The organism is Actinocrispum sp. NPDC049592, from assembly GCF_040675465.1.
Taxonomy (GTDB): Bacteria; Actinomycetota; Actinomycetes; order Mycobacteriales; family Pseudonocardiaceae; genus Kibdelosporangium.
In genome coordinates this window covers 247209-261108 of the sequence record NZ_JBFAPA010000019.1, presented here as the reverse complement: position 1 = coordinate 261108, position 13900 = coordinate 247209, and the positions used below count along the sequence as shown (strand labels likewise).

The following is a 13900-nucleotide window of genomic DNA, read 5'->3' as shown; positions in this document are numbered from 1 at the left end:
GGGGTCACTCCCTGTTCTCTGGTGTCAGCACGACCGGCATGCTCTGGTAGCCGTAGACGAAGTTCGAGTACAACTGCACGGGTGGCCCGGTCACGTCGATCCCGGCCACCAGGTCACGCAGGCCCTCCAGCACCGAGCCGACGTGCGCGCGGCCGAGGAACGCGCCCAGGCAGAAGTGCGGCCCGTGCCCGAACGCGAGGTGCTTGTTCGGGGTGCGGGACAGGTCGAACTCGTGCCCGCCGGGGAACACCTCCTCGTCGAAGTTCGCCGAGCTGTTCCACAACGTCACGACGTCACCGGACCTGATCAGCTGATCACCCAGCGGCACGTCGGCGACCGCGCGCCGGCCGAAGTGCATGGCCGGAGTGGTCCAGCGCAGTACTTCCTCGGTGGCGCTCTCGATGGTGACGTCGCCGTTCTTCAGCGCGCGCCACTGGTCCGGGTGCTGGTTGAGGGCGAGGATCGCGCCGATCGAGGACATCCGGCTCGACTCGTCCGCGCCCAGAATCAGGCTGTAGCAGTTGAACACGATCTCGTCCTCGGACAGCGGGGCGCCGCCGACCGTGCCGGTGGCCAGCGCGCTGACCACGTCGTCGCCCGGGTTTCGCCTGCGCGCCTTGGCCAGGTCCGAGAAGTACAGCAGGATCTCGTTGCGCGCCAGGAACTCCTCCAGCTCGCTGTCCTCGCTGCTGTAGCGGCTGAGCGTCTTGTTGTTCCACTCCACCAGGCGCTGGCGGTCCTGCTCGGGGACGTCCATCAGGTCGCCGATCGTGTTGATCGGGATGTGGTCGGCGACGTCGGTGGCGAAGTCCAGCGGCCGCCCGTCGGCGACCTGGGCCAGCAGCCGCTGGGTGCGGGCCCTGACCTTCTCGGCGACGTGGCTGAGCACGCGCGGGGAGAACGACTTCAGCATCAGGTTGCGGATCTCGCGATGGCGGGTGCCGTCGCTGACCGCGAGCATCTTGCCCGAGGCGGAGTCGTTGCCCTGCAGCAACGTGGACAGCACGTTGCCGCGCTCGGAGGTGAACTGCTTGTTGTCCTTGTACACCGCCACGACGTCGGCGTACTTGGTGACCGCCCAGAAGCCTTTGATGTCCTTGGCGGCGGACTTGCTGGTGTGCGCGTTCCAGTGCACCGGCCGCTCGGCGCGCAACCGCCGCCACAGGGCGGGCAGGTCCGCGTCGATGAACGTCTGCGGGTCGGCGAGGTCCACAGTGGACAGATCCTCGGCGACCGTGAGGGATGATGGCGTGGTCATGGGATCACACCGCCGCCGACCGGTAGCGCCGCAGGCTCTGCACGGACGTGAGCAGGAACAGCACACCCAGCGACACGATCACGACGAGCGCCGAGTTCGTGATGGCGAAGCTGTCACCGTTCGCGCCTGGGTTGCCCCACAGCTGGCGGCACGCGGTGGCCACCGCGCTGATCGGGTTCCACTCGGCGACCGGGCGCAGCCAGCCCGGCAGGTACTCCGCCGACAGGAAGGCGCTGGACAGGAACGGCAGCACCACGACGATCAGCGACGAGATCGAGTCGATGGTCTCCAGGCTCTTGGAGGCCATGCCGAGCAGCACGCCCAGCCAGAGGATCACGTAGATGAAGACCACCAGCACGCCGAACCCGGCCAGCGTGCCCAGGATCCCGGTGTGCGGCCGCCAGCCCAGCAGCAGGCCGAAGCCGGTGACGATGGCCAGTGCGAACACACCAACGACAAGGTCGGCCAGCGTGTGTCCGATCAGGACGGCACCGCGCGAGATCGGCATCGACCGGAACCGGTCGATCAGCCCGCCCTTCAGGTCGGTGGCCACCGCGACCGCGGTCGGGCCGACACCGGCCAGGCCGACCTGCAGGGCGGCGCCGGCGAACAGGAACTCCTGGTAGCTGCCGCCACCGGGGATCAGGATGGAACGCTGGAACAGGTAGCCCAGCACGATCATCGAGACCAGCGGGTTCAGCGTGATGCCGATGAACCTGCCGGGGGCACGACGCAGGTGGCGCAGGCGCCGCCCGGCCGTCGCGAGGATCTCGGCGACGGTCGCGGACAGCCCGCCGCCCTGCGCGGTGACGGTTGCGTTGCTCACGGTACTCCCTCTCCAGACTTGGCTTGCTGCATCGGATTCACTTCCGCGGGTTCAATTTCCCGGCGACCGCCGTGCCGATCTGCCGGAGCGGTTCGGGATCCATCAGTTCGTCGTGGGTGCCGTCGAGCCGGTAGGTGTCGATGTCCCCGCCGACGAACGGCCGCCACCTGTCCACACGGGACTCGATGTCGTCCTCGGTCAGCCCCTCGGTGGCCACGAACAAGGCCATTGCGGTGGGCAGCCGGCCCGGTGAGAAGGCCATGGTGAGCTTGGCGTTCTCGCGCATCACGTCGATCATCGCGACGATCCGCTCCGCGCCGAGGCCGGCCAGCGGGTTGCCGTCCCGGCGCAGCATCTCGGCGATCTCCCGCGCGCTGAGCGTGCGGCCGTTGAACTCGGACACGTTGTGGCCCAGCAGCTCCACCACCCAGCCGAGCATCGCCTGCTCGTCGCCGCGCAGGTCGTCCGCGCTGGGCGGGTAGGCGTCCAGGTTGGCGAACAGGCCCACCTCGTCGCCGCCCGCGACCAGCTGCACCGCGATCTCGTGGGCCAGCATGCCGCCGAACGACCAGCCCAGCAGGTGGTACGGCCCAGTAGGCCGGACCTGCTTGATCCGCCGGACGTAGTCGGCCGCCAGCGCCTCGATGCTGTCGGGCATCGGCAGCAGCTCGGTGATGCTCGGCGACTGGATGCCGTAGATCGGGTTGTCCGGGATGTGCTGGGCCAGGCCGATGTACGGCAGGCTGAAGCCGACTCCGCTGTGGACACAGAACAGCGGTGCGCCCTCGCCGGTCGGCTTCAGGCAGAGCATCGTGCCGAACGGGTCGACGTCGTCGAGGCCGCTGACCTCGTCGAACACCCGCGCCACCAACGAGTCCTTCGCGTCGCGCTGGCGGGCGGCGAACGCCGCCAGCTCGCCGGGGGTCTGGTGGGTGAACAGGTCGGCGATGCTGATGTCCAGACCGGCCTTGCGGGCCCGGCTGACCACCTGGATCGAGCTGATGCTGTCCCCGCCGACGGCGAAGAAGTTGTCGTCGATGCCGACGCTCGGCAGGCCGAGCACCTCCGCGACGACCCCGCACAGCACGTGCTCGTCCTCCGTGCCGGCCGGCCGCCCGGCGGGCAGCGCGGCCAGGTCCGGCGCGGGCAGCGACTTGCGGTCGACCTTGCCGTGTGCCGTCAGCGGCATCGCGTCAAGGACCAGCCAGGTCACCGGCACCATGTACTCCGGCAGCGACCGCAACAGCTCGGCCCGCAGCGCCGATGTGTCCACATCGGACGGCCCGGCCGCGGGGACGACGTAACCGGTGAGCCGCTTGTTCCCGGACGGATCCGGGTGCGCCAGCACCACCGCGTCCGCCACCGCGGGCAGCGCCCGCACCGCGGTCTCGACCTCACCGAGCTCGATCCGGTGGCCGCGCACCTTGACCTGGTTGTCGCGTCGGCCGAGGAACTCGTAGTTCCCGTCCGCCCGCAACACGGCCTGGTCGCCGCTGCGGTACATCCGCGATCCCTCGGCGCCGTAGGGGTCCGCCACGAACCGCTCGGAGCTGAGGCCGGGCCGGTTCAGGTAGCCCAGGCCGACCGCCGTCCCGCCGACGTACAACTCGCCAGGCGTCCCAACGGGAACCGGACGCAGGTCGTCGCCGAGCAGGTAGACCGACGTGTTGCGCAGCGCCCGCCCGATCGGCACCCGGGCGCCGTCGTGCCAGGCCGCCGAGGTGATCACCGCGTGGGTGACGTCGTCCGAGCTCTCCGTCAGGCCGTAGGTGTTCACCAGGGCGATGCCGGGGAACCGGGCGAACCACCGGGAGACCAGGTCGGGCGGCAGCACGTCGCCGGTCGGCACCAGGTAGCGCAGGCCGGGCAGGCTGACCGGTTCGCCGGCGATGTCCCAGGCGTCCAGGGCGGCCCGCAGCAGCGACGGCACGACCTCGATCACCGCGATGCCTTCCTCAGCCACCAAGGAGAACAACGCGACCGGGTCGGCGGCGATGTCGTGACCGACCACCCGGCTGCGGGCACCGACCAGCAGCGGCGCGAGCATCTGCCACACCGAGACGTCGAAGCTCACCGGGGCGTTCTGCACCAGGGCCTCCCCGCGGGCCAGCTCGACGTCGTCGATCTTGGCCCACATGTGGTTGACCATGCCGCGCCGGTCGATCACCGCGCCCTTGGGCTTGCCGGTCGAACCGGACGTGTACAGCACGTACGCCAGGTCGTCCGGGCCGCCGGAGACCGCGGCCAGCCCGTCCGCGGGGTCCGCACCGCCGTCGAGCACCAGCACCTCGACGCCCTCACCGGCGATCCGCTCACCCAGGTCGAGGTGCTCGGGGTCGACGACGACGCACCCGGCGCCGCTGTCGGCGAGCATCTCGGTCAGGCGGGTGATCGGCGCACGGACGTCCAGCGGCAGGTAGGCCCCGCCGGCGCCGAGCGTGCCGAGTGCCGCGGCGATGAACCCGGCGCCCGGGGTGGCCAGCACGGCCACCAGACCGGCGCCGTCCAGCCTGCGGGTCAGCGCACTGGCCTGGGCGACCAGTTGCGCGTACGTGGTCTCGCCGGTGTCATCCACGACCGCGACCGCGTCCGGCTGTTCGACGGCGAAGGCGCGGGCACGTTCGACGACGCCCTCGTAGGCCTCGCCGCGGACCGGCCCGGTCGCCAGCTCCAGCAACCAGTCCTGCTCGCCCGGCTCCAGCACGTCCACCTGGGTCAGCCGCCGGTCGGGATCGGCCGCGACCACACCCAGCAGCCGGGTCAGCCGGCCGGCGATCTGCGCCGCGGTGGTGCGGGTGAACAGGTCCGCGCTGTACTCCAGCACACCACGGATCCCGTTCGGCACACCGTCCACGTACTGCTCGTCGAGCTGGACCGTCAGGTCGAACTTGGCGATCGGCAGCTCGACCGGCTCCACCCGGATGGTCAGGCCGGAAGCGGTGACCACGCTGTCCACATCGGACTGGTAGGCCAGCATGACCTGGAACAGCGGCTGGCGGGCCAGCGACCGGACCGGGTTGAGCGCCTCGACCAGGTGCTCGAACGGCAGGTCCTCGTGGGCGTACGCGGCCAGGTTGCCGTCGCGCACCCGGCCGACCAGCTCGCGGAAGGTCGGGTCGCCGCTGGTGTCGGTGCGCAGGACCAGGGTGTTGACGAAGAACCCGACCAGGTCGTCGAGGGCCTCGTCGGTCCGGCCGGCGATCGGGCTGCCGACCGGGATGTCCGTGCCCGCACCGAGTTTGGTCAGCAGGGCGGCCAAAGCCGCCTGCATCACCATGAACGGCGTGGCCCCGGCGTCCCGCGCGATGTCGACCAGTTCACGGTAGAGCTCCTGCCCCACCTGGAACTCCACCTCGCCACCCTGGTGGCTGCTGGCGGGCGGCCGGGGGAAGTCGGTGGGCAGGTCCAGCTCGTCGGGCAGCCCGGCGAGTGCCTCGGTCCAGTACGCGGTCTGCTTGGCCAGCACGCTGTCCGGGTCGTCGGCGGAACCGAGCATTTCCCGTTGCCACACGGCGTAGTCCGCGTACTGCACGGGCAGCGGGGTCCACTGTGGAGCCCGGCCGGCGCACCGCTCGTCGTAGGCGGCCAGCAGGTCCTTCAGCAGCGGGCCGATCGACCAGCCGTCGAACGCGATGTGGTGCATCACGAGCAGGAGAACGTGCTCGCCGGGGGAGCGGCGCAGCACCTTGGCCCGGAACGGCGTCTCGACGGTGATGTCGAAGCCGCGGCCGGCCTCCTCGCTCAACGTGGCCGCCAGGTCCTCCTCGGACACATCGACCACGCGCACATCCAGACCGGCGTCCTGAACGTCGAGAATGTTCTGGTACGGCAGGCCGTCGACCTCCGGGAACACCGCGCGCAGCAACTGGTGCCGCTCGATCACGTCACGCAACGCCTCGCGCAGCGCGGAGATCCGCAACCGGCCGGTCAGCCGGACCGCGAGTGGCACGTTGTAGGTCCCGGTGCGGCCTTCCAGCCGGTTGAGGAACCACAAACGTTGCTGCGCGAAGGAGAGCGGTGCGTTGGCGGCGGGCGCGGCCGGTCGCAGCGGGGGACGGGCGTTCGCGGCGGTGCTGATCCACTCGGCCAGCCCGGCCACGGTCGGCGCGTCGAACAGCGCACGGATCGGCACTTCCGCGCCCAGCGCCGTGCGGGCCCGGCTGATCACCTTCGTGGCCAGCAGCGAGTGGCCGCCGGACTCGAAGAAGTGGTCGTCGATGCCGATCTTGGGCAGGTCGAGCACGTCCGCGAAGATCTCGCAGAGGATCGCCTGCACCGGTGTGCGCGGCCCGCGTCCCTGCGCCGGGCGGCCGCCCGCGGTGCTGACGTCCATCGCGGCCAGGGCCTGCCGGTCGACCTTGTCGTTCGTGGTGATCGGCAGCTCGGGCAGCACGACCACGGCGGCGGGGACCATGTACTCGGGCAGCGCCGAGGTGATCTGCTCCCGTAGTCCCGCTGGGAAAGTGGCATCCGCGGTGACGACGAACGCCACCAGCTTCTTGTCCCCGGAGTCGTCGACCTTGACCACGACCGCGGCCTGGGTGACCTCCTCGTGCGCGAGCAGGGCCGACTCGATCTCGCCCAGTTCGACCCGGAAGCCGCGGATCTGCACCTGGCCGTCGGCCCGGCCCACGTAGTCCAGCTGGCCGTTCGCCAGCCACTGCACCAGGTCACCGGTGCGGTAGATCCGCTCACCAGGCGCGCCATACGGATCGGCGACGAACCGCGCCGCGGTCAGGCCGGGACGGTGGAGGTACCCACGAGCCAGGCCGGCGCCGACGTACAGCTCGCCGACCACACCGGCGGGAACCGGACGCAGCATGGTGTCCAGGACGTACACCCGGTGGGCCGCGGTCGGCCGGCCGATCGGCGGGCGCCCGCCGCCGGACAACGGTCCGCTGGCAGTCGAGGCGAGCACGGTCTCGGTCGGTCCGTAGCCGTTGATCATGCGGTTGGTCCTGGACCAGCGTTCGACCACCTCCGGCGGGCAGGCCTCACCGGAGACCACGATCTGCAGGTCGCCCGGCAGGTCGGTGTCCTGCGGCAGCGCGCCCAGCAGGGCGGGCGGCAGACCGGCCAGGTTCACCCGGTGCTCGGTGATCAGGCCGGCCAACGCCGGGCCGAGCAGGCGGGCCTCGTCGTCGGCGATGACCAGCCGGCCGCCGCCGAGCAGCGCGATCGACATCTCCCACACCGAGGCGTCGAAGCTGAACGAGGCGAGCTGCAGCATCCGGGTCTCACTGGTGACGCCGAAGTGCGGGATCAGGCTGTCCACCATGGCCGCGAGACCGCCATGGTCGACGACGACACCCTTCGGCTTGCCGGTGGAACCGGACGTGTAGATCACGTAGGCGGCGTGCCGCGGGTCCAGGCCGACATCGCCGAGGTCGTCGGCAGAGTGTCCATTGAGGACGGCATCGTCGATCGTCAGCACCGTGGCGTCGGCGTCGGTGAACCGTGCTGCCGCTTGCGGTGCGGCCAGCACGATCAGCGGGGCCGCGTCGGACAGCATGTACCGGATGCGGTCGTCGGGGTAGCTCAGGTCGATCGGCAGGTAGGTCGCGCCGGACTTGAGCACCGCCAGCACCGCGGCCACCGTGTCCAGCGAACGCGGGATCGCCAGTGCCACGATCTTTTCCGGGCCGGCGCCGTGCTCGGTGAGCAGCCGCGCCATCCTGTTGGCCCGCGCGTTGAGCTCGTGGTAGGTGAGCGAGCGATCCCCGAACACCGCGGCGATCGCGTCGGGCGCGGTGCGCACCTGAGCCTCGAACTTCGCCGGCGCCAGGACGTCAGCCGCCTTCGCCGCACCGGCCCAGTCACCGAGGATCAGCGCGCGCTCGGCGGCGCTGAGCACGTCGACCTGACCGGCGGTGATCTTCGGCTGGGCCACGACGGTGCCGGCCAGCTGCGCCAACCGGTCCACAATGGACGTGACCGCGTCCGGGGTGAGGACGTCCGGCCGGAACTGCGCCAGCAGCCGGAGCCGGTCGCCCGGGTAGACGTTGATCGCCAGCGGGTACTCGGCCACCACCCGGGCGTCCCCAGCCAGCACCTGCACGCCGGGGATCACGTCGCTGAGCTCGGACGCGTCGGCCATCGGGTAGTTGTGGTAGCTCAGCACGGTGTCGAACAGGTCGCCGACCCCGGCCAGCTGCTGCACCTCGGCCAGACCCAGGTGGTGGTGGGCCTCCAGCGCGGTCTGGCGCTCCTGCAGGCCGGTCATCAGGTCGGCCACGGCCTGGGCCGGATCCAGCCGCACCCGGACCGGCAGCGTGGTCAGGAACGAGCCGACCATCGACTCGATCCCGGCCAGATCGGCCTGGCGGCCGGAGGCGACCGCGGCGAACACCACGTCCCGGCGCCCGGTGAGGCGGCCCAGCAACAGGCCCCAGAGGCCCTGCATCACGGTGTTCAGCGTCAGGCCGTGCGTCCGTGCCCACGCGGTCAGCCGTGCGGTCACGTCGGCAGGCAGGTCCACGATCACCGTCTCCGGCAGCACCGGCTCGCCGCTGTCCGGCACCGGCGGCGCGAGCCGGGTCGTGTCCTCGACCCCGGCCAGCTCGGCCCGCCACGCCACCCGGGCCGCCTCGACGTCCTGGGACGTCAGCCAGGCCAGGTAGTCCTGGGCCGGGGGCAGCTGGGGCAGGGCGTCGATGTCGCCGCCGTTCGCGGTCAGGGTGAACAGCTCCTGCGCGAAGATCGGCATGGACCAGCCGTCCACCAGGATGTGGTGCACTGTCCACACCAGACGGTACTGCTCACGGCCCACCTTGATGACCGTGAACCGGGCCAACGGGGAGCGGGCCAGGTCGAACCGGTTCGTCCAGTCGGCGTCGGTCAGCGCGGCCAGCTTGGCCGGCCGCCGGTCCTTCGCCAGCCGGGTCAGGTCGATCTCGGTGAAGTCCAGTTCGACCGAGCGCGGGATCACCTGCACGGCGTCGCCGTTGTCGAGGTAGCGGAACGAGGCGCGCAGGCTGGAGTGGCGGCGCAGCAACGCGGCGGCCGCCGTCTTGAAGGCGGTGACGTCCAGCGGTCCGGTGACGTCCACGGCGACCTGGAGCGTGTACGGGTCCATCCCGTCCTGGTCGTAGCCGGCCTGGAACAACATGCCCTGCTGCAACGAGGACAGCGGAAGCACGTCGGCCAGGCCGTCGACGTCCTGCTCCAGCCGCTCGATCTCCGGCTGGGTCAACGACACCAGGGGGAAGTCCGACGGGGTGCGGCCACCCGCGCCGGGCCGCCGCACGTGCCCGGCCAGCGCGGTCAGCGCGCGGAACCAGGTCTTCGCCAGGTCCTCGGTGTCCTCTTCGGACAGGACATCGCCCGCCCAGACCCAGTTGGCCACCAGCCTCGGGCCACCGGGCAGGTCCTCGGTGACCGGGGTGACCTCGACGACGTGCCGCAGCGGCATGTCCGGGCTGACGCCCACGCCCACCACGTCGTTGCCGGTGTCGAACGTCCAGTCGCCCGCGGTGTTCGCGTCGAACCGGCCGAGGTAGTTGAAGCCGATCTGCGGCGGGCCGAACCGCGCCAGCGGGCCAACGGTCTGCGGGTTGAGGTGCCGCAGCAGGCCGAAGCCGATGCCGTGGTCGGGCAGCGCACGCAGTTGTTCCTTGACCCGCTTGACCGCCGCGCTCAGCGAGGGGCCGCCGGCCCACACGTCGGTCCAGTCGATCTCACCCGGGTCCAGCCGGACCGGGAACGCGGTGGTGAACCAGCCGACCGTGCGAGAAAGGTCGGCGTCGTCGGCGATCTGCTCGCGGCCGTGGCCTTCCAGCTCGACGACCAGGCTCGCGTCCGCGGTGTCGGACCGGCGGCGCCGCCAGTCGGCGACCGCGATCGCGAGTGCGGTCAGCAGCACGTCGTTGATCTCACCGGCGAACACCTCGGGCGCGGTGGTCAGCAGCGTGGCGGTCTGCTCAGCGGGCAGCTCCAGCCGCAGCGAGCGGGCCGTGCGGTAGGTGTCCTTGACCGGGTCGATGACCCGGTCGGCGATCGGCCGGTCGGCACCCTGGATCTGTCGCATCCACAGCGGAAGCTCCGCGAGCCGGCCCGCCGACCGGGCCTGTGCCGACAGCAGCTGGGTCCACCGGCGGTACGAGGTGCCCACCGGGTCCAGCTCGGCCGGCCGGCCCGCGACCACGGCCTGCCAGGCGGCCTTCAGGTCGGCGGCCAGGATCCGCCAGGACACGCCGTCCACGGCCAGGTGGTTGCCGACCAGAACGAGCCGGCCCGGCTGGCCGGGACCCGAGTCCAGCAGGGTGACCTGCAACGCGATGCCGTCCGCGATGGACAGCCGGTCGTGCGCCTCGGCGATCTGGGCGGCCACCTCGGTGTCCAGGTCGGCAGTGTCCACATCGGACACGTCCACGCGGCGCACGATGTCCTTGGCGTTGACCGAGCCGACCGGCCGGAACTCCAGTCCCCACAGGCCGGGGACCGGCACGGCGAGCTTCATCCGCAGCGCGTGGTGATGGTCCACGACCGCCTGCACGGCCTGGCCGAGCCGGTCGATGTCGATCCCGGCGGGCACGCGCACGACGACGTGCTGGCTGTACGCGGGGTACGCGACGCCCATGACGTCGTGGTCCTCGCGCAGCTGGTTCATGATCGGGGTGAGCTCGACCTCGCCGATCCCGTCCTCGACGGCCTTCGGGGCGGCGGCCCCGCCCGTCTTGCCGGCGACCCGGGCGATCGCGGCGGCGGTCTTGTAGCGGAACACGTCCCTGGACGTGATCGCCAGACCGGCCCGCCGGGCCCGGCCGACCACCTGCAGCGAGCTGATGCTGTCGCCGCCCATGGCGAAGAAGTTGTCGTCGGCGCCGATCGACGGCAGGCCGAGCACTTCGGCCAGGGCCGTGCAGAGGATCTTCTCCTCGTCGGTCCTCGGCGCCCGCCCGGCGGTCGCCGTCGAGAAGTCCGGCTCGGGCAGTGCCTTGCGGTCCACCTTGCCGTGCGGCGTCAGGGGAAGCGCGTCCAGCACGACCATCGTGGCCGGGACCATGTACTCCGGCAGCACGCCCGCGAGCTGCTGCTTGACCGAGGCACCGTCCAGCGGCGACCCGGTGGCGGACACCAGGTACCCGGCCAGCCGCTTGTGCCCGGCCGGGTCGGTGTGCACCTGGACGGCCGCGTCGCCGACCTGCGGCAGGGCGCGCAGCGCGGCCTCGATCTCGCCGAGCTCGATCCGGTGGCCGCGGATCTTGACCTGGAAGTCCTTGCGCTCCAGGAACTCGAACTGGCCGTTCGGCCGCAGCACCACGGTGTCGCCGGTCCGGTACATCCGCGATCCCGGCGGCCCGAACGGGTCCGGCAGGAACGCGGTCGCGGTGCGGCCGGAGTTGTTCAGGTAGCCGCGGCCGACGCCTTCGCCGCCCACGTACAGTTCACCAGGAACCCCAGCGGGAACCGGGCGCAGCTCGTCGCCGAGGACGTAGAGCCGGGTGTTGCGCACCGGCCGTCCGATCGGCACGCGCGGGCCGTCCTGCGGGTCGTTGACGGTGATCACCGCGTGGGTGACGTCGTCCGAGCACTCGGTGGGGCCGTAGGCGTTGACCATCGGAATGCCCGGGTAGCGGGCGAACCAGCGGGTGCACAGGTCGGCGGGCAGTGCCTCGCCGGTGACGACCAGCCAGCGCAAGGTGTTCAGCACCGGCGCTTCGGCAGTGTCCCAAGTGTCCAGTGCGGCACGCAGCAGGGACGGCACGACCTCAAGCACGGTCACGCCTTCGGCAGCGGTGAGCGGGAACAACGCGTCGGGGTCCGCGGCGGTCTCGTGGCCGACCACGCGCACGGTGCCGCCGACCACCAACGGGGCCAGCATCTGCCAGACCGACACGTCGAACGTCAGCGGCGCGTTCTGCACCAGACTGTCCGAACCGGACAGTTGCAGGTCCTCGACCTTGGCCAGCAGGTGGTTGAGCATGCCGCGGCGGTGCACCATGGCGCCCTTGGGCTTGCCGGTCGAGCCGGACGTGAAGATCACGTACGCGAGGTCATCGGGGGCGCCGGACAAGGAGACCCACTCCGAGTCCTGGGCACCGTCCAGTTCGGTGATCTGTACCGGGACGAGCGCGGTGACCTCGGCCGCCAGTGCGCGATGCGCCTCGTCGACCACCAGCCGGGTCGCGCCGCTGTCGGCCAGCAGCCCGGCGATCCGGGCGACCGGCGCACGGACGTCCAGCGGGACATAGGCACCACCGGCGCCCAGCACGCCGAGCACGGCGGAGATGAACCCGCGGCCCGGAGAGGCAAGCACACCAACCAGTTCGGCGTCGGCCAGCCGGCGGGACAGGGCACTGGCCTGGCTTGCGAGTGCCGAGTAGGTCAGCGTGCCCGAGTCGTCCCTCACGGCGATGCCAGCGGGCTGCTCGACGGCGAACCGGCGAACCTGTTCCACCACACCGATGATCTCGCCGTTGGCGGTGTCTGCGGCGGTGGCCGTGCCGACGCGCAGCACGCGGTCGCGTTCGGCCGGCTCCAGCACGTCGATCCGGCCGAGCGGGGTGTCGGGCGTGCAGCCGACGAACTGGCCGAGCAGCGTGCCGAACTGGCGGACGTGCGCGGCGAGGTCGGTTTCGTCGTACAGACCGGGGTTTCCGCTCAGGTGGATCTCGATCCCGCCGTCGGCGGCCTCGACCACCGTCGCCTCGAAGTCGTCCACGAGACCGGTCGACAGGTTGGTGACCGTGACGTCGCACGGCCCGATGCCCAGCCGCGTCTCCTGCGGCAGGATGTTCACCAGCGGGCCGAACGGCCTGCGGTCGTCGCTGGCCAGGCCCATGCTGTTGCGGATCCGGCTGACCCGGTGCCGCTGGTGCCGCAGGATCTGCGCGACCTCACGGGAGGTCTCGCTCAGCAGCTCCGCGCGGGTGATCTCGGGGCGCACGCGGATCCGCAACGGCACGGTGTTGGCCACCATGCCGGGAACCGCGCGCATGGTGGCGCCGACGCGCGCGGTCACCGGCAGCGTCAGCAGAACATCGCTGATGCCGGTCATCCGCTGGGTGTAGGTGGCCAGAGCGGCCATCACGACCGTCGGCCAGGTCACGTTGGACTCCCGTGCCACGGCACGGAGTTTCTCAGCGGTCGGCGCGTCTATCGTTATGTCACGACGGATCAGGCCCTGACCGGGCTCGTTCTTGTGGTGCGCCAGGCTGACCAGCTCGGGCGTGACGGAGAACCGCTTGCGCCAGAACTCCCGGTCGCGCTCGGCGTGCACCGACTCGCCGTAGGACGCCTCGGCGTCGATCAGCTGGTGCAGCGGCGGCAACGCGCCCTGCTCGACCGGTGTGCCGTCGCACAAGGCCTGGTAGATCTCGGAAAGCCTGCGCCAGTAGATGGTCTGCGTGAAACCGTCGCACAGGAAGTGGTGGATGCACATGTAGAACAGCACCCGCTCGGCGTCCAGCCGGATCAGCGCCAGCCGGAACAGCGGGAACTCCGCGAGCGTGAACGGCCGCCCGAGGTCGGCGGCCATCCACTCGCGGGCGGCGGCACCCGGGTCACCGGTGTCGCTGAAGTCCAGCAGGGTCAACGGAACCGCGGGCAGCGGCTCGATCACCTGCCGCGGCCGGCTGCCGGACTCCACGAACCGGGCCCGGGTGCACTCCGCCTCGTCGATCAGTCGCGAGACCGCCGCCCGGAACACCTCGACGTCCAACGGGCCGTGAATGTCCAGGTACCCGGCCGTGTTGTAGGCGAGGCTGCCACCGGAGACCTTCTCGTCGAACCAGATGTCGGCCTGGCCGGCCGACAGTGGCAGGCTGGCCACCTGGCGAACTGCGGTCATCGCGTTCTTCCCTTTCCCGTCTGGG

Annotated in this window: 3 protein-coding genes; all 3 read right to left on the bottom strand. The window is 71.1% G+C overall.

The annotated features are described in order from the left end of the window. Positions 1 to 4: 4 nt before the first annotated feature. Genes AB0J95_RS38870 through AB0J95_RS38860 form a run of 3 tightly spaced genes read right to left on the bottom strand, consistent with a single transcriptional unit; the run spans position 5 to position 13875 of the window. On the bottom strand, positions 5 to 1258 hold the full coding sequence (locus tag AB0J95_RS38870; RefSeq protein WP_364769707.1) for a cytochrome P450: 1254 nt from the start codon (positions 1256 to 1258) through the stop codon (positions 5 to 7). A 4-nt stretch (positions 1259 to 1262) separates the two neighbouring features. Next, a complete protein-coding gene (locus AB0J95_RS38865; RefSeq protein ID WP_364769705.1) occupies positions 1263 to 2084 on the bottom strand; it encodes an ABC transporter permease in 822 nt (273 codons plus the stop codon). Positions 2085 to 2121: 37 nt separating this feature from the next. After that, on the bottom strand, positions 2122 to 13875 hold the full coding sequence (locus tag AB0J95_RS38860) for an amino acid adenylation domain-containing protein (RefSeq protein WP_364769703.1): 11754 nt from the start codon (positions 13873 to 13875) through the stop codon (positions 2122 to 2124). Between the last annotated feature and the right edge of the window lie 25 nt (positions 13876 to 13900).